The following is an 18,393-nucleotide window of genomic DNA, read 5'->3' on the forward strand; positions in this document are numbered from 1 at the left end:
CCCACCAACTCGACGCTCATGAGGCGGAGTCGGCCGCGGAGGCGGCACCAGGATCAGCCGCGTCCGAGCGATGTCGCTCGCCCTCCGGCTGGGTCCGAATCCCGCCGCTGAAGTGCCGATCCCACCAGTCGAGGATGGCTTCGAAGCGCTGCCTGCGGTGGCGGGGCTGCCCGGCCCGGGAGAGTTCGTGGTTCTCGCCGGGGAAGATGAGCATCTCGGTGTCGACTCCGGCCCGCTGCAGGGCAGCGTAGTACTGCTGGGCCTGTTCCAGCGGGCAGCGCAGATCGAGTTCCGAGTGCATCACCAGGGTCGGTGTGCCGACCTGCGGGGCGTGAGCCAGGGGTGATTGGGCGGCGATGGCCTCTCGGCTGCGGCCTGTGTACTCCTCGGTGAAGAAGCGCCCGATGTCGGAGGTCCCGACGAAGCTGTCGGGATCGAGGTAGCCGCGTTCGACGATAGCTGCGCGGAAGCGATGGTCCGCGGCGATCGTCATGGCTGTGAGATATCCCCCATACGATCCGCCCTGGATGCCCAGCCGGCTGCGGTCGAGGGTGGGATCGGAGTCGAGGGCGTGGTCGAGGACGGCGAGCACATCGGCCATCGCCGGTGCCGCCATATCGCCTTGGACAGCGGTCCCCCAGCTGCGGGTGCGGCCGCCGGATCCGCGCGGGTTCGAATACACGACGGCATATCCTGCGGAGGTGAGCACCTGGGTCTCGTCGAACCACGAATGGGTGTACTGGGCGAAGGGCCCGCCGTGGATGTTGAGGATGACGGGGAAGGGTCCCTCCCCGTGCGGTTTGGCCAGCCAGCCGGTGATCGTCCCGGAAACGCCTGGCACCCGCAGCACCTGGGGTTCGACGGAGTTCGCCGGTGCCGGATGCTCCTTGACGATGACCGTCTCACCCATCACCGAGGCGGCCCCGGAGTCCGCGCGAGCGTCGAGACTGATCCGGCCGAGGACGGCCGGAGAGCGTGGAGTCGATCCGGTGAAGACGAGGGTCTCCTCGTCGAGGTCGAAGCCGTTGACGGCGGTGGTGTCGTCGGTGAGGAATTCGAGGTCGTCGAGAGCGACCTGCGCGGCGTCGAGGCCGATGCGGACGATTCGGGTGGCTCCGTCGGTGTCGACGGCGGCGACGACCGCTCCCCCGTAGATCTGAGGCCGGATCGGTGCCAGGGCCACGGTCTCCGGGTCGGTCAGCCGCGTCGTGGAGCCGGTCGTCATGTCGTGGAGGAAGAGACCGGGCATCTGCCCGACGAAGTCGAGTTCGTCCCGGCTCAGCGCGTTGCCGAGCAGCAGCACCCGTTCGGTGTCGATCCACACATGCAGACTCAGGCTCATCGGCGGCAGGTCGAGCGGGTGCGACTCCTCGCGGCCGAGCAGCCACACGGTGCTGCGCAGGTCGGGTCGCCCGCGATCGGGTTCGGCCGCGGCGATCACGCTCGCCCAGTGCCCGCCCGGGGAGAATCGCGGATCGTGGACGTCGGTGTCCGGGGTGGTCAGCAGCGTCGACAGCGGGACTTCGGAGGCTCCGCGCAGGCCGACGGTGCCGATCCCGGGTTCGGCGAGGTCGACGAGGAAGGCACGGGCCGGACGGTCGTTCGTGTAGCCGAGTCCGTTGGCCAGGTAGGACGCCGTGGTGATTCGACGTGGTGCCTCTTCGGCCGCCGGAACGGCATCGTCGAGTCCGTAGCGGCCTGGTTCGGCGACACGGGCGACGTAGAGCGCCCTGGCGCGGGAGTCGTCGAGAGCGAATTCGGCCACCCCGAGGTGGTTGTCCGTGATCTGGTGTGCCGTCTCCAGGCTGTCGCCGGCGAAGAGCTGCGGGGCGGCCTTCTTCTCCGCGCTCAGATATCCCGACCAGTTCGGGCCGCACTGCGGGTTCGAATCCGACCAGGAGTGTGTCAGCCGTCTGGAGCGGTCGGCATCCAGGGAGAACAGCTGGGCGAGGTAGCTGTTGGTCTCGAGGTCGGGTCGCCGGATCGTGATGACGGTGTCGCTGCCGCGCAGCATGGGCGAGGAGTACTCGGCGAGAGTGCCGAGGTCTTCAGGATTCATCTGTTCCATTCCTTTTGCAGCCGTGCCTGCACATCGGCGTGCACCTGCGGCAGGGCCTTGGTCTGAGCGATCACGGGCAGGAAGTTCGCGTCTCCGCCCCAGCGCGGGACGACGTGCTGGTGCAGGTGGGCGGCGATTCCCGCGCCGGCCACCGGTCCCTGGTTCATGCCCAGGTTGAAACCGTGGGGTCCGGACACGGCCCGGATGACGCGCATCGCCTTCTGCGTGAATTCGGCGAGTTCGACGGTCTCGTCGTGGCTCAGGTCCGTGTAGTCGGCGACGTGACGGTAGGGGCAGATGAGCAGATGGCCCGGGTTGTACGGGTAGAGGTTGAGCACCGCGTACACGTGCTGACCGCGGGCGACGATGAGACCGTCCGCGTCGGTCTTCGACGGTGCCGTGCAGAACGGGCATTCGTCGGCTCGATCGTCCTTGGGTTTGTCCTGACCGTCGATGTAGACCATCCGGTGCGGGGTCCACAGTCGTTGGAATCCGTCGGGTTCCCCGGGGAACCCCGCGGCAGCCTCGGGGTAGGCAATCCCTTCACCGAGGCGGCCGCCCGAGTTCTCCTGAGCGGTTCGGTCGTCGTCGCCTCCGCTCATACCTGAGCCTTGGTCTCGATCGTGTCGAGGATCCGTCGCACCGCCTCGGCGACGGGCACGCCGTTCTCCTGTTCACCGCTGCGGAAGCGGAAGGACACGGCCCCGGCGTCGCGGTCCTCTCCTCCGGCGATGAGGGTGAAGGGCACCTTCGACTTCGACGCATTGCGGATCTTCTTCGGGAACCGATCGTCGCTGTCGTCGAGCTCCACCCGGACTCCGGACCTGCGCAGCTGGTCGGCCACCTCGGCGAGGTAGTCGTTGAACTCATCGGCCACGGGGATGCAGGTCACCTGCACGGGCGCCAGCCACACGGGGAAGGCGCCGGCGTAATGCTCGGTGAGCACGCCGAGGAAGCGTTCGATGGAACCGAACTTCGCGGAGTGGATCATCACCGGCTGTTTGCGGGAGCCGTCGGCGGCGACGTATTCGAGTCCGAAGCGCTCGGGCTGATTGAAGTCGAGCTGGACGGTCGACATCTGCCAGGTGCGGCCGATGGCGTCACGGGCCTGGACGGAGATCTTCGGGCCGTAGAAGGCCGCGCCGCCCGGGTCGGGAACGAGTTCGAGTCCCGTCTCCTGGGCGACCTCCTCGAGCACGCTGGTGGCTTCGGCCCACTGTTCGTCGGAGCCGATGAACTTATCCGCCTTCTTCCCGTCCTCGTCACGGGTGGAGAGCTCGAGGTAGAAGTCGTCGAGGCCGAAGTCGCGCAGGAGGCTGAGCACGAAGTTCAGCAGATGGCGGATCTCCTTCCCTGCATCTTCCTGGGCGACGTAGGAGTGCGAATCGTCCTGAGTCAGTGCGCGAACGCGGGTGAGGCCGTGGATGACACCCGAGGCCTCATCGCGGTAGACGGTGCCGAACTCGAACAGGCGCAGCGGAAGGTCGCGATAGGACCGGCCCCGGGACCGGTAGATGAGGTTGTGCATCGGGCAGTTCATGGCCTTGAGCCGGTAGGGTGTGCCCTCCTTGACGACCTGGCCGGACTCGTCGCGTATCTCGTCGACCGACATCGCCGGGAACATGTTCTCGCCGTAGTAAGGCAGATGTCCTGACGTGTAGTAGAGGGTCTCTTTCGAGATGTGCGGCGTGCCGACGTATTCGAAGCCCTCAGCGATGTGACGGGCGCGGACGTAGTCCTCCATCTCCCGTTTGATGACCCCGCCCTTGGGGTGGAAGACGGGCAGACCGGAGCCGAGCTCCTCGGGGAAGGAGAACAGGTCCATTTCGGCGCCGAGCTTGCGATGGTCGCGACGTTCGGCTTCGGCAATGCGGTCCTGATAGGCCTTGAGGTCGTCCTTCGAAGCCCAGGCGGTGCCGTAGACGCGCTGCAGGCTCGCATTCGCCTGGTCGCCGCGCCAGTAGGCGGCCGAGGATCGGGTGATGGCGAAGCCGTTGCCGATGAGCTTGGTGTTGGGCAGATGGGGACCGCGGCACAGGTCCTGCCACACGACTTCGCCCTTGCGGTCGACGTTCTCGTAGACGGTGAGTTCACCGCCGCCGACCTCCACGGAGGTCTCTTCGTCGCCGCCTTTGCCTTTGTCGTCGATGAGTTCGAGCTTGAACGGCTCGTTCGCCATCCGCTCCCGTGCCTCGTCCTCGGTGACGACGACGCGGTTGAAGGTCTGGCCGGACTTGACGATCTGGGCGGCCTTCTTCTGAATCGCCTTGAGGTCCTCAGGAGTGAAGGGCTCGGCGGCGTCGAAGTCGAAGTAGTAGCCGTCGGTGATGTAGGGACCGATGCCGAGCTTGGTCCCGGGGAAGAGCTCCTGGACGGCCTGAGCGGTGACGTGACCCGTCGAGTGGCGCAGGATATCGAGTCCGGCATCGGAGTCGATGGTGATCGGGGCGATCCGATCCCCTGACTGCAGCTCGCGGCTGAGGTCGGCGGGTTCGCCGTTCAGCCACATGGCAACGACCGTGCGGTCGGTGGAGAAGATCTCCGTTCCGGTCAGCCCCTCTGTGAAAGGAATGCTTTCGCCCGCGCAGTCAATGCTGTCTGCCACTGATTTCTCCGTTCGTTCCGTGTTCATTCGAGCAGCCCGTTCGGTGGGCGACTCACCCTCAGATTCTAGTACCAATTCGGTTGCGACAAATCAGTTGGGTGACAGTCCGAAGACTGCCACCCATACTGAGTCCGGTGAACCCTGTGCCCGGGGGCGTCAGGGCCGCATGGGCCCTGTCACCTCGGGAAACAGAGTGTCACTGCTTGTAGAACTCGAAGTCCTTGCCCTTGCCGAGGTCGTCGACGAGTTCGAGCTTGAGGTGCATCCCATCGATTTCGGCCTTGGGGACAGCGAAGGCGAATTCATAGGTCGTTTCGCCGCCGGCGGGAACCGGATCGGTGAAGGCCAGGGAGCCCTTGTAGTTTCCGCCGTCGAAAACGTCGTCGTATTCCGTGCTGCCGCCGTTGTTGGCGGACAGGTTCGTGAGAGTCATCTCCAGGTCGGAACTCGAGTTGTTCTTCACGGTCATCGTCACGATCGCGATCTCACCATTGGTCGATTCAGCGCCTGAAGCGTACTCTCCTGCGGTGCCCTCGCGGACGTTGATCTGTGCAGTGACGTCGGTGCCGATCTCGACCTCGCCGGCCTGAGCAGGTGCGGCGCCTGCTCCATCGGAGCCATCGGAGCCCTGGCTGGGATCCTGTCCGGCCCCCTGGCTCGAATCCGGTGACGCGGAGGAGCTGGCAGCTTCTTCGGCCGCGTTGAAGATGAAGGCACCGAACATGACGGTCGCGACGATCGCGACGATCGCGATGACGACCGAAAGAAAACCGAGGATGATGCCGGTGATGTTGAGACCTTTGTTGCTGGCCAAGCTCTTCTTGACCGCAGAAAGCCCGACGAAGCCGAAGATGATCGCTGCGATGCCGAAGATCGCGCCGATACCGAAGAAGAACGATCCGAGGACGCCGACGATGCCGCCGATGAGGGCGAGGATGCCCCAGATGTTCTTCGACGTGTTCCCGCCGCTGCCAGACGGGTACTGACCGTAGGCGGCGTTCGGATTGGCCGGGATGAACTGATCGGAGGAACCGTCTGCACCTGCGTAGGCCGGCTGCTGACCGTACTGGTTGGCATCGTACTGCGCGTTGGCGTCATAGGGGTTCTGCCCGTACTGGTTGTCTCCGTACGGGTTCTGGTCGCCCTGACCCTGGCCGTACTGGTTGTTCGGGTCCTGACCGTACTGGTTCTGACCGTACGGGTTCTGGTCGTTCGACGCACCGTAGTTGGGCTGCGAACCGTACTGGGGAGCCTGCTGTCCGTATTGCTGCGAGCCGTCGTTGCCGCCCTGGCCGTAGTTCGGCTGCGAACCGTAGGGCTGGTTGCCCGCCGAGCCGTACTGCTGACCGGACTGCTCCGAGCCGGACTGGCCCGGCTGCTGGCCGGAATTCTGACCATTGCCGTAGTTGGGGGCATTCGGCGGCTGGTTGTTCGGGTTCTGCCCGTTGGGGTCGTTGGGCGAACCGTCACCCGAACCGTACGGGTTCTGAGGAGTAGACATAGGTGCTCCGAAGTCATCGTCGTTTAGTACAACACCTAGCGTACTAGCAAACCCCTTTGTTACCGCATGCTGACCGCGTTTCAGTCCTGGAACATAGTGAACGAAACGCACACTATCCACATCAGGACCATGAACCTCGGGAGCCACTGCCTCGCCGCGCCCACCATCGTGCTTCCCCGCCGCTGGCGGCCGCAGCCATACTTCGCGGGTTCAGCCCAGCTTAGAGTGAACAGCCCTGTTTCAAACATGGGCTATTCACCCAAAAGTGAGCTATTGCGAAAAAAGCGCCTCATAGACAGACGCCTGCGCGAGCGTGAATGCACGAAGCCCCGAGTGGATCACTCGGGGCTTCTTCTGTGCGCGATACTGGGATCGAACCAGTGACCTCTTCCGTGTCAGGGAAGCGCGCTACCGCTGCGCCAATCGCGCTCTATTCATTTGTTGCACCGGAACCCGAGGGTCCCTGTGCGCGATACTGGGATCGAACCAGTGACCTCTTCCGTGTGAAGGAAGCGCGCTACCGCTGCGCCAATCGCGCTGGTCAACCGACATTCCTGCCGGTCATCCGAGGTGGCGACGGGATTCGAACCCGTGTATACGGCTTTGCAGGCCGCTGCCTCGCCTCTCGGCCACGCCACCGCCAAGGCAGTGCCATGACGCCTCCGAGCGGATGACGGGACTCGAACCCGCGACCCTCACCTTGGCAAGGTGATGCTCTACCAACTGAGCCACATCCGCATTTCTCGCTGCCCGGTTTCCCTGGCAACGAGATATAACTCTATACGCAGGTGGCGGCTTACGCAAAATCAGAATCGGGTGATCGTGGTCACACCCGTCGATCAAGCTTTCAGGGTCACCATCCTATAGTGGTGGGGTGAACGCAGAGAGTCCGCAGACCCGCCCCAAAGGCTGGTTGTCACGCCACCACCGGCAAGGTCCCCGACCGTGGCGCAAGCTGCGTTTGGGCTTCCTCCGGTGGCGCCGAACAGTGCTGGCCAATCCGCACACGGCACGGCTGTATCGCAGCATCGTCGGCGGCCTCGGCACACTCATCGTGCTCATCGGACTCGTTCTCGTTCCGCTGCCCGGCCCGGGCTGGCTCATCGTCATCATCGGCCTGTTCATCATCTCCAGCGAATTCCACTGGGCTCGGCGGCTGCTGCACTTCGTGCGCGTGAACGTCGAACGGTGGACCCACTGGATCATGGCGCAGAGGCTGTGGGTGCGATGGACCGTCGGCGCGGTGACGGCGGCGTTCGTGACCGCCATCGTGTGGTTGACCCTCCGACTCACCGGCCTGCCCGATTGGGTCCCGGACCTGCGCATCTTCGATGTGATCGGCCTGAGCTGAAAAGACCGACGCCCGTGAGACCTCGTTCGGAGGTCTCACGGGCGTCGATCGTCGGGTCGGGCCCCGATCCGGGCTCAGGACGACAGTGCTGTCAGGCGTGAGAGACAGCGCATGTACTTCTTCTTGTACCCGCCGGCCAGCGACTCGTCGGTGAAGACCTTGTCGAGGGCCGCACCGGAGTTGATGATCGGCACATTGCGATCGTAGAGCCGGTCGACGAGCGCGACGAATCGCAGCGCCACGCTCTCGTTGTCGATGGTGCGCACGTTCTCCCACACAGCCGCGTCGATGCCGTCGACCATCCGCCCGTAGCGCGAAGGGTGGACGGTGGACAGGTGGCTGAGCAGCTGAGAGAAGTCGTCGCGGGCGACGACTCCGTCGAGCCGGCTCGCAGCCGCATCGAGTTCGGACTCCGGCAGCGGATCGGCCGGAGCGGTGAGCTCACGGGCACGGTAGTCCTTGCCGTCGATGCGATAGACCTCGAACTGATCGGCCAGCGCCTGGATCTCACGCAGGAAATCCTGAGCGGCGAAGCGCCCCTCCCCCAGAGACCCGGGCAGAGTGTTCGACGTCGCGATGATCTTCACCCCGGCGTCGGTGAGTTCGCGCATCAGCCGCGACATGAGCACGGTGTCGCCGGGATCGTCGAGTTCGAATTCGTCGACGCAGACGAGCTTCATCGCCGACAGGTCGTCGCGGGCCCGGGCGAAACCCAAGGCTCCGACGAGGTTCGTGTATTCGACGAACGTGCCGAAGGTCGCAGGCTTCTCATTGGCGTGCCAGGCCGAAGCCAGCAGGTGCGTCTTGCCGACACCGTAGCCGCCGTCGAGGTAGACGCCCTTGGCACCGGACTTGCCCTTCGAGAACAGCTTGCCGAAGAATCCCTGGCCGGTCGAACGCTCGGTGAATTCCCGCAGTCTGTTCCGCGCCTCTTCCTGCGACGGCTCGGCCGGGTCGGTGCGGTAGCTGTCGAAGGACACGTCCTCGAACTGCGGCGGCGGCACGAGACCTGCGATGAGCTCTTCGGGGGCAACCTGTGGGGATCGGTCGCTCAGTGCGACCAGAGTCTGCTCGGCATTCACTCGGCCTAGTCTAAGGCAGGCCCGAGTGCCCGGTTCAACTCGCAACTCACAAGGAGGCGCCCGTCACAGAGGGCGCAACCGCGCCGTCTCCGTCGTCCGCCGGCGTGCTGTTCGCACCATCGGCGGCGGACGAACCGGGCGGTCAGCTGTTGAAGTCGAAGCCGAGTCGACCGAGCTGCTTGGGATCGCGCTGCCAGTCCTTGGCCACCTTGACATGCAGGTCGAGGTAGACCTTCGTGCCGAGCAGCCGTTCGATGCCCTGGCGGGATTCCGAGCCGATCGCTTTGAGCCGGCTGCCGCCCTTGCCGATGATGATGGCCTTCTGGCTGGGACGTTCGACATAGAGGTTGACGTGGACGTTCCACAGCGGATTGTCCTCGCTGCGGCCTTCCCGCGGGTACATCTCCTCGACCTGCACAGCCAGGGAATGCGGCAGTTCGTCCCGCACACCTTCGAGGGCCGCTTCGCGGACGAGCTCGGCGATCATCTTCTCCTCCGGCTCATCCGTGAGGTCACCGTCGGGATAGAGCGGAGGAGATTTCGGCAGGTGTGCCGCAAGCACCGAATCGACGGTGTCGACCTGGAAGTCCTCGACTGCGGAGACGGGGACGACGTCGGCGAAGTCGGCGAGCTCGCCGACGGCCAGCAGCGCCTCGGCGATCTTGTCCTTGGGCACCCGGTCGACCTTCGTCACGAGCGCCACGATCGGGGTCCGCCCGTCCAGCAGAGCCAGCTGGGAGGCGATATAGCGGTCACCGGGTCCGATCGGCTCATCGGCGGGCAGGCAGAAGCCGATGACGTCGACCTCACCCAGCGTGGACGCCACAAGATCATTGAGTCGAGAACCGAGGAGGGTGCGCGGTTTGTGCAGTCCGGGGGTGTCGATGAGGATGAGCTGGTGGTCGTCCTTGTGAACGACCCCGCGGATCGTGTGACGGGTCGTCTGAGGTTTGGCCGAGGTGATCGCGACCTTCTCCCCCACCAGAGCGTTCGTCAGCGTCGATTTGCCCGTATTGGGCCGTCCCACGAAGCAGGCGAAGCCCGCCCGGTAGTCCTCGGGGTAGTCGGTGCGAAATTCCATCTCAGTCCTCTTCCTTCGTCCCCGAACCACCGGCTGCGGCGGTCTGTGCGTCGTCTCTGCTGTCCTCGTGGGTACGGGTCACCCGCACGTGGGTGATCCGGTGGCGGCGGCCCTGACCCTCCATGGCTTCGATCTCGAGGCCTGCGATCGACGCATGCGAGCCATCGATGGGCACCCGGTCGATGAGCTTCGAGAGCAGTCCGCCGACGCTGTTGACGTCATCCTCGTCGATGCGCACATCGAAATAGTCGGCGAAGTCGGAGATCGACATGCGGGTGCTGATGATGAATGATCCGTCGTCGCCGGCGACGAGTTCGTCATCGCCGTTGTCGTATTCGTCTTCGATCTCGCCGACGATCTCCTCGACGATGTCTTCGATGGTCACGAGCCCGGCGGTGCCGCCGTATTCGTCGATGAGGATTGCCAGATGCGTCGAGTCCAGCTGCATCTGCCGCAGCAGGTCATCGGCCGGCTTCGTCTCCGGGACGAACAGGACGGTGCGGGCCAGGTTGCCCACGGGCCGTTCGGCTTCCTCGGGATGGAGGTGGAGACGCCGGGCGACGTCCTTGAGGTAGGCGACTCCGCGGACGTCGTCGAGATCCTCCCCGCAGACGGGGATGCGGGAGAAGCCGGAGCGGAAGAACAGGTTCATCGTCTTCTGCAGGCTGACGTCGGCGTCGACGGTGATGAGGTCGGTGCGCGGCACCATGACCTCGTTCGCCGAGGTGTCCGAGAGGTTGAACACGGACTGGATCATCTCGCGTTCGCCGTCTTCGATGATGTCGGATTCGCTGGCACGCTCGACGAGGTCGCGCAGCTGTTCGGAGGTCACGAACGGACCGTCCTTGTACACCTTGTCCGGGGTGAGCAGATTGCCGAGCACGACGAGGATGCGGGCCAGCGGTTTGAGCGCGACGAGGACGATGCGCACGACCCAGCTGAGGTTGAGGCTCACGGCCAGGGACCGGCGTTTGCCGATCGTGCGCGGGGAGACTCCGGCGATGATGAATACCGCCACCGAGGCGGTGATCACCGTGAGGAAGACCATGAGCGGACCCACGGAGTAGTAGGAGTCATAGGCCAGTGCGATGAAGACCGTGGCGAGTGCTTCGAGGAAGTTGCGGACGAAGATGATGACGTTGATGTTCGTCGGCAGGTCCGCGAGGATCCGCTCCACGCGCACAGCTGAGCGTTTGCCGTCCTCCTTCGCCTCCTCGACCGCATGGTGGGAGACGTTGAGCAGTGCGGCATCCACGGCAGACAGGGTGGCCGCGATGATGAGGCACAGTGCCGCACCGAGGAAGAACATGAACACGATCAGACCTCGGTGGGGGTGGGGATGTCGGTGCGACCGTCGTAGCGGGCCGCGAAGAAGGTCAGCAGCAGATGCCGCTGGAGGGCGAACATCTCCTCGCGCTCCTCGGGCTCACCATGGTCGTAGCCGAGCAGGTGGAGAAAACCGTGGACGGTGAGCAGCAGGATCTCGTCCATCGTCGAATGACCGGCCGCCCGGGCCTGGGCTTCGGCGACCTCGGGGCAGATGATGACATCGCCCATCTGGCCTTCGGTCGGCGTCCCCGGCTCGCCGCGGTGGAGCTGATCCATGGGAAAGGACATGACGTCGGTCGGACCCTCGAGATCCATCCAGGTGACGTGGAGTTCGGACATCGCCGACGAATCGACCATCGTCACCGCCAACTCTGCCCCGGGATGCATGTGCAGGGCACCGCCTAAGTATTCGGTCAGGGCCACGACTTCGTCGAGGTCCACCTCGGCGTCGGTCTCATTGAGGATCTCGGTGTTCATTCGGCACTCCCCCACAGGTCGTAGGCTTCGACGATCTTCGTCACCAGCGAATGCCGGACGACGTCCTTGCTGCCCAGTTCGCAGAACTGCAGGTCATCGATCCCGTCGAGGATGTCGCGGACCACCTTGAGTCCGCTGCGGGTCTTGCCCGGCAGGTCGATCTGAGAGATGTCGCCGGTGACGACCATGCGCGATCCGAAGCCGAGGCGGGTGAGGAACATCTTCATCTGCTCGGCCGTCGTGTTCTGGGCTTCGTCGAGGATGATGAAGGCGTCGTTGAGGGTGCGCCCGCGCATATAGGCCAAGGGAGCGACCTCGATCGTGCCGGTCTCGATGAGCAGCGGGATCGACTCGGGGTCGACCATGTCGTGGAGGGCGTCATAGAGCGGACGCACATACGGGTCGATCTTGTCATTGAGCGTGCCGGGCAGATAGCCCAGGGATTCGCCGGCTTCGACGGCAGGTCGGGTGAGGATGATCCGCGAGACCTCTTTGTGCTGGAGGGCGTTGACGGCCATCGCCATCGCCAGGTAGGTCTTGCCGGTTCCGGCCGGACCGATGCCGAAGGTGATCGTGTGGTTGCGGATGGCCCTGACGTAGTCGTGCTGGCCCATCGTCTTCGGACGGATCGACTTTCCCCTGGTGGAGAGGATGTTCGTGCCGAGCACCGCCGAGGCGGCCGCGCCCTCGGATGAGAACGTCGTGACCCTCTCGATCGTCTCTTCGTTGATGCGATGGCCGGCCGCGTGGAGCTTCTTGAGTTCCCCGATGACGCTGACGAAGGCTTCGACGCGCTGGGGATCTCCGGTGACCTGGACCTGATTGGCCCGGACGTGGATGTCAAGGTCGTCGAAGGTCTTCTCCAGGGCGCGCAGGTTCGACTCTCCGGGGCCGAAGAAGGCGACGAGGTCGATGGAGTCGGGAATGACCAGTCGCACGGTGTCACGATCGGCACCCTGGGTGTCCGTCACGGCATCACCGGCTGCGGCACCGTCGCCGGTTGCGCCGGTGTCCGAGTCGGTCGGGTTCATGGGGTTCGAGTTCGGTGGGGTGATGTCCAGAATGTTCCTTTGCAAGCGAGCGCACCGTCACCGGCAGCGCCTGAGTGTGCTTCCATCCTAGTCCGATGCCTCACCAACGGCCCAATGAATTCTGGGCCAGGACGAGACCGGCGGGTCCCGCCGATGACGAGCGCAGGATCGTCGGTCCCAGCAGCACCGGTCTCGCTCCACGGCCGGTCAGGGCTTCGAGTTCGCCGTCGCTGATGCCGCCTTCGGGGCCGACGACGAAGACGATGCGCTTCGGCAGCGGCGAGGAACCGTCCGCGATCAGATCGGCCAGCGCTGCGGAGAGTCTGCGCTGAGCGGTCTCGTGGAGGACGAAGACCGCATCGGACTCGTCGAAGACTGTGGCCAGGGAGGCCCCGCGGACGAGTTCGCGCAGCACCGGAAACCGGGAGCGTCTGGCCTGCAGGGAGGCCGCGTTCAGCAGGTTCTCCCATTTCGCGGCCATCTTCTCCCGCTTCTTCGCCGGCCAGTCGGCGATCGAACGTTCGGCGGCCCAGGGGATGACGTCGTCGACGCCGATCTCCGTGGCCGTTTCGATGGCCTGCAGGTCTCGGTCGCCTTTCGCCAGGGCCTGGACGAGTACGAGGCGTGGGCCGGTGCTGTCCTCGTTCGTCACCGCGGTGACGTCGATCGTCAGCTCATTCGCCGAGGCGGCCGTGACGGTTCCGCGCACACGTGTGCCGTCTCCATCGACGATGTCGATGCCTTCGCCGGGACCGATCCGACGCACCCGCACCGCGTGCCCGGCCACGTCCTCACCGAAGGTGAGAGCGGATCCGACGACCGCCTCGGCGGCGGTGGCGGAGCGGAAGACGGGAAGACTCACCGACCGGCGAACCTCTCACGCATACGGGAGAACATGCCGCGGTTCTCCGTCGAGATCTGGGCCCGCGGCGCCTCTTCTCCGCGCAGTTCGGCGAGCTTCTCGAGCAGTTCGCGCTGTTCGTCGTCGAGCGAGTCCGGGGTGAGGACGTCGACGGTGATGAGCAGGTCGCCGCGAGTCTCCGAGCGCAGGCGGGAGGCGCCGAGTCCGGGAAGTTTGACGACGGTGCCGGACTGGGTGCCGGCGGCGATGGTGAGGTCCTGAGTGCCGTCGAAGGTCTCGAATGGGATGGTCGCGCCCAGGGTCGCTGCGGTCATCGGCACCGAGACCGCAGCCCGGAGGTTATCGCCGTCGCGTTGGAACACGTCGTGGCGGGTGACCATGACCTCGACGAAGAGATCACCGGCGGGGCCGCCTCCGGGACCGACCTCACCCTGGCTGCCGAGCTGGATGCGGGTGCCGTCGGAGACTCCGGCGGGGATGCGGATCTTCATGGTCCGCTGCTTGCGCACGCGTCCGTCGCCCTGGCAGTTGAGGCAGGGGTTGGGGATGACGGTGCCGAAGCCGTGGCAGGAGTTGCAGGTCTGGTTCGTGACCATCTGGCCCAGCAGGGTCCGCGTCATGCGCTGGACGCTGCCGGCGCCGTGGCACAGCGAGCAGGTCTCGATCTTCGTGCCCTCCTGCGTGCCGGCACCCGAACAGGTGTCGCAGACGACCGCAGTGGTCACGTCGAGATCGACGGTGCCGCCGAAGGCCGCAGTCTTCAAGTCGATGTTGACGCCGACGAGGGCGTCCTTGCCGCGCTGCGTGCGCGGGATCGGGCCTCCGGCCTGTCCGCCGCCACCGCCGAAGAAGGTCTCGAAGATGTCTCCGAATCCGCCGAAGCCGCCGCCGGCGGGGAAGCCCTGACCGTTCTCGCCGCCGCCCATATCGTAGTTGCGGCGCTTCTCCGGGTCGGAGAGCACATCGTAGGCCAGTGAGATGGCTTTGAATTCGTCTTCGTGACCGGGATTGACGTCCGGGTGGTACTTGCGTGCCAGCTTCCGGTACGACGACTTGATCTCAGCCGCGGAAGCGTCTTTGGACACTCCGAGTGTTTCATAGTGATCGGCCACAGAAACTTCTCTCTCCCTGACGTAGTGGTCTTCTCTGTTCGTGGTGGTGGCTGCGCTGCTGCGCGGTGCTCACCGGTTGTGTGCTGCCCGACTGCGGGCACCCCTGGTCGTCGTCACTGCACCGGCCCTACCCTCGGTCGAGGATCGAGGACACGTACTTCGCGACGGCACGGACTGCCGAGATCGTCGTCGGATAGTCCATCCGGGTCGGGCCGAGCACCGCCAGTCTGGCCGACGAACCCGCGTCATGACCATATTCGGCGGCGACGACGGAAGTCGAGCTGAATGATTCGTGAGTATTCTCACGCCCGATGCGCACGCTGATCCCCTCATGGTCTTCGGCCATCGAGGTGAGCAGCCGGAGCAGGACCACCTGCTCCTCGAAGGCCTCGAGGATCGGGGCCATCTTCTCTCCGAATTCGCTGCCGGAACGGGCGAGGTTCGCAGTTCCGGCCATGATGATGCGTTCTTCGCGGGTCGCGGCGACGAGGTCGACCACGGCGGCCCTGATCTGTGTGAGTCCGGACTCGTCACGCCCAGCCGCCTCACTCGATTCGGCGGCGACCGCCTCGGCGGTGGGAGCCGAACCGAAGACCTGCGCAAGCGTGCGCCCGGCGAATTCGGCGTTGATCTGGTCGCGCAGCCCGCGAACGGCGTCCTCGTCGAGCGGGGTCGGGGTGATCACTGACTTCTGCTCGACCTGACCGGCGTCGGTGATGAGGACGACGAGGATCCGGCCGGGGCCGAGGCCGACGATCTCGACGTGTTTGATGCGCGCCCGCGACACCGTCGGGTATTGGATGAGCGCCACCTGGCGGGTGAGGCCGGAGAGCACGCGGACGGTGCGGTCGAGCATCTCGTCGAGATCGACATCGCCGTCGATGAGTTGGAAGATCGCGCGGCGTTCAGCCGTGGTCAGCGGTTTGAACTCGTCGATGCGGTCGACGAACATCCGGTAGCCGAGATCGGTGGGGATCCGACCGGCCGAGGTGTGGGGTTGGGCGATATAGCCTTCTTGCTCGAGCTGGGCCATATCGTTGCGGATCGTGGCCGGGGAGACGCCGAGGGTGTGGCGCTGGACGATCGCCTTCGATCCCACGGGTTCGTTGGTGGCGACGAAGTCCTCGACGATGGCGCGCAGCACCTGTGCACGTCTGCTGTCGTTCATCGCGGTTCTCCTCTCCGTCTCTTCAGCCGATCGCGGTCCCGTGCCGATACTTGGCACTCCTTGAGCCTGAGTGCCAATTCTACGCTTCTCGTCCCCGGAATTCATTTCTGGGGTGACCTGCGGGTCTGCGCGCCTGCGGGACCGTCCTTGATTAAGGTGGGTGCCCGTGAATGCTTTTGATCGCTATGGCCCCGATGTGCTCTCCGGTTCCTCGCCGTCGTCGCACCGTCCGAAGAAGTCCCGCCAGGTCGAGCTCGGCCTGGGCATGGTTCTCGAGGATGCGATGAGCGGCTATGTCGGTGCGGTCGTCGGCGCGGAGAAGACCACGGCCGGTGTCGTCGTCAAGCTCGAGGACCGCGTCGGCAAGGTCCGGGCCTTCCCCTTGGGACCGGGTTTCCTCCTCGAAGGTCAGCCCGTCGATGTGCAGCTGCCGAAGAAGGAGGCGCAGCAGCCCGGGCGGACGGCTTCCGGGTCTCGCGCCGTGGTCGGGGCGAAGGCCCGGGTGGCTCGTGGATCGCGGATCTGGGTGGAGGGCAAGCACGATGCCGAGCTCGTCGAGAAGATCTGGGGCGATGATCTGCGCATCGAAGGCGTCGTCGTCGAACCCCTGGGCGGTCTCGACGACGTCGCCGACAAGCTCGCAGCCTTCGGTCCGGATCGCGAGCATCGGGTCGGTGTCCTCGCCGACCATCTGGTGACCGGGACGAAGGAATCGAAGATCGCCGAGGCGGTCCGTGCCGATCCGCGCTACCGCGATGTCGTCCATATCATCGGCCACCCCTACGTCGATATCTGGCAGGCGGTGAAGCCCCATGTCGTCGGCATCCGGCAATGGCCGGTCGTCCCCCGCGGTGAGGATTGGAAGACGGGAATACTGCGTCGCATCGGATGGCCGCACGCCGATCATCGGGACGTCGCTCGCGGCTGGGTGCGCATCCTCGGGAAGGTCAGCACCATCGCCGATGTCGAACCGACGCTGTCGGGTCGGGTCGAGGAACTCATCGATTTCGTCACCGTCGGCTGAGTGACTTCGGTGGTGCGGCGCGGTGGCCCGCGGTGGTCACGCGGATCTGTCGACGTGTGCCGAAACTGTCACAGGAGTGAGGCTTCCCCGACATCCTCGGGACACCCGGCTCGGATAGTGTGAATGGCAGACGTTCTTCGAAAGGATCCCCATGTCGCACCACCCCGAGCAGCCGGGCAGCCGGCCGATGCCGCCGAACTACTCTCAGGCCTCCGGCCCGCAGCAGCCTTACGCGTCGCAGGGCCGGCAGTATTCTCAGCCGCAGACGCACAGTGGGCAGCCGGGATATGGTGGGCAGCCGGGGTACGGCTCACATCATTCGTTCGGCGCACAGCCTGGATATGGCGCGCAGCCGGGCTACGGCGCACAGCCTGGATATGGCGCGCAGCCTGGTTTCGGCATGCCGCAGATGCACAACCCGGCGATGTTCGACTCCCGCTCTCTGCCCGAGCAGGCGTACGGACCCGGCTCCGAACAGTTCTGGATGGCCCCCGAACCCGATCGGACCACGGCTCTGTGGACCCACCTCGGCGCGCTTCTCTTCGGCTTCATGCCGCTCATCATGTTCCTCGTGAAGAAGGACGAGTCGCCGTTCGTCCGCGAGCATTCGCGTCAGGGGCTCAATGCGCTGATCACGAACACGATCGTCACCGTCGGTGCCCTCTTCGTCTTCGGCATCCTCGGTTTCATCCTGGCATTGGTGACCTTCGGGATCGGCATCATCATCATGTACGCAGCGTTCATCGTCCCACTGGTCTACTGCGTCCTCTACATCATTGCGGCCGTCGCAGCGAACAGGGGCGAGGGGTATAAGTTTCCGCTCACCTTCAACTTCGTGAAGTGACCATCCCCCGTCATCCCGCGCACTCTGGGACAGCCCGCTCTCCCTGGGCTAATGTGGAGTGATCGCACACTCTGAAGGGACTCTCATGTCGGACAACCCGCAGCAGCCGAGCAACGGACAGTCACAGCCGATGCCTCCGAACTATTCCCCGCAGTCGGGCTCGCAGCAGCCGTATACCCAGCAGCCACCGCAGGGTTCGCAGCCGCAGCAGAGTGGTCCGGCCCAGTACGGCTCTCAGCCGCCGAACCCTCAGCGGGGATCTCAGCCCGGATACGGCTCGCAGCAGCCCTACGGCGCTCCCCAGGGACAGCCGCAGGCGGGATACGGTTTCCAAGGAGCATCCTCGGCGCAGTCGGCTGCCGCCGGTGTTCCCATGGGAGCAGAACTTCCGGATGCCGCCTACGGTCCGAACACACTCGGATTCTGGAACGCCGATCAGAGCGAACGCACCACTGCACTGTGGTCACACCTCGCGCACGCCGCCACCTACGTCGTCGGCGTCGGCTGGATCGTCACCCTCATCCTCTTCATCATCAACAAGGACAAGTCGCCGTTCCTCCGCCATCATGGCGCGCAGTCGCTGAATCTGCTGATCATCGGTGTCATCGCCGGATTCGGCATCGGCCTGATCGGCGGAATCCTCACGATCGTCGGCATCGGCCTCCTCATCCTGCTGCTCCTGCCGGTGCTCTCGATCTACATGATCGTCATCGAGATCATCGCCGGAATGGCAGCCAACCGCGGCGAGGGCTACCGCATTCCGATGACGCCGAACTGGATCAAGTGATCTGGCGCTGCCCGATGGTCCCACCGGCGCAGATTCGCTGAGCAGCTCGCCTCGCCACCCGATCCGGACGGCGGGGCGAG

The 18,393-nt window shown here is 65.1% G+C and carries 16 protein-coding genes and 4 tRNA genes; 4 read left to right on the forward strand and 16 right to left on the reverse strand.

What is annotated here, in order from left to right; all coding sequences use genetic code 11:
- Positions 1–16: 16 nt before the first annotated feature.
- The 8 genes from HF684_RS10290 to HF684_RS10325 all read right to left on the reverse strand — a co-directional run bounded on the left by HF684_RS10290 (position 17) and on the right by HF684_RS10325 (position 6,903).
- Positions 17–2,059: a S9 family peptidase gene (locus HF684_RS10290; RefSeq protein ID WP_169252387.1), complete on the reverse strand. Its 2,043-nt coding sequence runs from the start codon at positions 2,057–2,059 to the stop codon at positions 17–19.
- Positions 2,056–2,661, reverse strand: a complete 606-nt coding sequence (locus HF684_RS10295) for an HIT domain-containing protein (protein ID WP_169252388.1) — start codon at positions 2,659–2,661, stop codon at positions 2,056–2,058. Before HF684_RS10295 ends, HF684_RS10290 begins: the two co-directional genes overlap by 4 nt.
- Complete coding sequence (thrS, locus tag HF684_RS10300; protein WP_169252389.1) at positions 2,658–4,664, reverse strand: threonine--tRNA ligase; 2,007 nt, start codon at positions 4,662–4,664, stop codon at positions 2,658–2,660. Before thrS ends, HF684_RS10295 begins: the two co-directional genes overlap by 4 nt.
- A 196-nt stretch (positions 4,665–4,860) precedes the next feature.
- The gene (locus tag HF684_RS10305; RefSeq protein ID WP_169252390.1) at positions 4,861–6,165 is read right to left on the reverse strand and encodes a DUF4190 domain-containing protein; all 1,305 of its coding nucleotides are present in this window, start codon (positions 6,163–6,165) and stop codon (positions 4,861–4,863) included.
- 357 nt (positions 6,166–6,522) lie between these two features.
- Positions 6,523–6,594, reverse strand: a tRNA-Val gene (locus HF684_RS10310).
- A gap of 37 nt (positions 6,595–6,631) precedes the next feature.
- Positions 6,632–6,703: transfer RNA gene (locus tag HF684_RS10315), tRNA-Val, on the reverse strand.
- 30 nt (positions 6,704–6,733) lie between these two features.
- Positions 6,734–6,804: transfer RNA gene (locus tag HF684_RS10320), tRNA-Cys, on the reverse strand.
- 26 nt (positions 6,805–6,830) lie between these two features.
- A tRNA-Gly gene (locus HF684_RS10325) sits at positions 6,831–6,903 on the reverse strand.
- 136 nt (positions 6,904–7,039) lie between these two features.
- On the opposite strand from HF684_RS10325, the gene HF684_RS10330 reads away from it, so the two are divergent.
- On the forward strand, positions 7,040–7,516 hold the full coding sequence (locus tag HF684_RS10330; RefSeq protein ID WP_248278875.1) for a TIGR02611 family protein: 477 nt from the start codon (positions 7,040–7,042) through the stop codon (positions 7,514–7,516).
- A 74-nt stretch (positions 7,517–7,590) separates the two neighbouring features.
- Here the strand turns inward: HF684_RS10330 and zapE are convergent, their stop codons facing one another.
- From zapE to hrcA, 8 genes are all read right to left on the reverse strand, one after another.
- The gene (zapE, locus tag HF684_RS10335; protein WP_169252391.1) at positions 7,591–8,598 is read right to left on the reverse strand and encodes a cell division protein ZapE; all 1,008 of its coding nucleotides are present in this window, start codon (positions 8,596–8,598) and stop codon (positions 7,591–7,593) included.
- Between the two features lie 142 nt (positions 8,599–8,740).
- The gene (gene era, locus HF684_RS10340; RefSeq protein ID WP_169252392.1) at positions 8,741–9,679 is read right to left on the reverse strand and encodes a GTPase Era; all 939 of its coding nucleotides are present in this window, start codon (positions 9,677–9,679) and stop codon (positions 8,741–8,743) included.
- Between the two features lies 1 nt (position 9,680).
- Entirely contained in the window at positions 9,681–10,988 is a 1,308-nt protein-coding gene (locus tag HF684_RS10345; protein WP_248279209.1) for a hemolysin family protein, read from the reverse strand.
- An 8-nt stretch (positions 10,989–10,996) separates the two neighbouring features.
- Positions 10,997–11,485 (reverse strand): rRNA maturation RNase YbeY, encoded by a 489-nt coding sequence (ybeY, locus tag HF684_RS10350; protein WP_169252394.1) that lies wholly within the window; start codon positions 11,483–11,485, stop codon positions 10,997–10,999.
- On the reverse strand, positions 11,482–12,516 hold the full coding sequence (locus HF684_RS10355) for a PhoH family protein (protein ID WP_211167977.1): 1,035 nt from the start codon (positions 12,514–12,516) through the stop codon (positions 11,482–11,484). Before HF684_RS10355 ends, ybeY begins: the two co-directional genes overlap by 4 nt.
- 100 nt (positions 12,517–12,616) lie before the next feature.
- A complete protein-coding gene (locus HF684_RS10360) occupies positions 12,617–13,378 on the reverse strand; it encodes a 16S rRNA (uracil(1498)-N(3))-methyltransferase (RefSeq protein WP_169252395.1) in 762 nt (253 codons plus the stop codon).
- Positions 13,375–14,490, reverse strand: a complete 1,116-nt coding sequence (gene dnaJ, locus HF684_RS10365; RefSeq protein WP_169252396.1) for a molecular chaperone DnaJ — start codon at positions 14,488–14,490, stop codon at positions 13,375–13,377. Before dnaJ ends, HF684_RS10360 begins: the two co-directional genes overlap by 4 nt.
- 127 nt (positions 14,491–14,617) lie before the next feature.
- Complete coding sequence (gene hrcA, locus HF684_RS10370) at positions 14,618–15,658, reverse strand: heat-inducible transcriptional repressor HrcA (protein WP_169252397.1); 1,041 nt, start codon at positions 15,656–15,658, stop codon at positions 14,618–14,620.
- Positions 15,659–15,818: 160 nt separating this feature from the next.
- Between hrcA and HF684_RS10375 the strand changes: the two genes are divergently transcribed.
- The 3 genes from HF684_RS10375 (at position 15,819) to HF684_RS10385 (ending at position 18,313) form a co-directional block, all read left to right on the forward strand.
- Entirely contained in the window at positions 15,819–16,682 is an 864-nt protein-coding gene (locus HF684_RS10375) for a DUF3097 family protein (RefSeq protein WP_169252398.1), read from the forward strand.
- 151 nt (positions 16,683–16,833) lie between these two features.
- A complete protein-coding gene (locus HF684_RS10380; RefSeq protein ID WP_169252399.1) occupies positions 16,834–17,526 on the forward strand; it encodes a DUF4870 domain-containing protein in 693 nt (230 codons plus the stop codon).
- 85 nt (positions 17,527–17,611) lie between these two features.
- Positions 17,612–18,313, forward strand: a complete 702-nt coding sequence (locus HF684_RS10385) for a DUF4870 domain-containing protein (RefSeq protein WP_169252400.1) — start codon at positions 17,612–17,614, stop codon at positions 18,311–18,313.
- Positions 18,314–18,393 lie beyond the last annotated feature (80 nt).

Source organism: Brevibacterium sp. 'Marine' (assembly GCF_012844365.1).
Lineage (GTDB): Bacteria > Actinomycetota > Actinomycetes > Actinomycetales > Brevibacteriaceae > Brevibacterium.

Coding starts and splice junctions, on each gene's coding strand:
- HF684_RS10290 (WP_169252387.1), bottom strand. CDS start 2,059: ATGAATCCTGAAGACCTCGGCACTCTCGCCGAGTACTCCTCGCCCATG.
- HF684_RS10295 (WP_169252388.1), bottom strand. CDS start 2,661: ATGAGCGGAGGCGACGACGACCGAACCGCTCAGGAGAACTCGGGCGGC.
- HF684_RS10305 (WP_169252390.1), bottom strand. CDS start 6,165: ATGTCTACTCCTCAGAACCCGTACGGTTCGGGTGACGGTTCGCCCAAC.
- era (WP_169252392.1), bottom strand. CDS start 9,679: ATGGAATTTCGCACCGACTACCCCGAGGACTACCGGGCGGGCTTCGCC.
- HF684_RS10345 (WP_248279209.1), bottom strand. CDS start 10,988: ATGTTCTTCCTCGGTGCGGCACTGTGCCTCATCATCGCGGCCACCCTG.
- ybeY (WP_169252394.1), bottom strand. CDS start 11,485: ATGAACACCGAGATCCTCAATGAGACCGACGCCGAGGTGGACCTCGAC.
- HF684_RS10355 (WP_211167977.1), bottom strand. CDS start 12,516: ATGAACCCGACCGACTCGGACACCGGCGCAACCGGCGACGGTGCCGCA.
- hrcA (WP_169252397.1), bottom strand. CDS start 15,658: ATGAACGACAGCAGACGTGCACAGGTGCTGCGCGCCATCGTCGAGGAC.
- HF684_RS10380 (WP_169252399.1), top strand. CDS start 16,834: ATGTCGCACCACCCCGAGCAGCCGGGCAGCCGGCCGATGCCGCCGAAC.
- HF684_RS10385 (WP_169252400.1), top strand. CDS start 17,612: ATGTCGGACAACCCGCAGCAGCCGAGCAACGGACAGTCACAGCCGATG.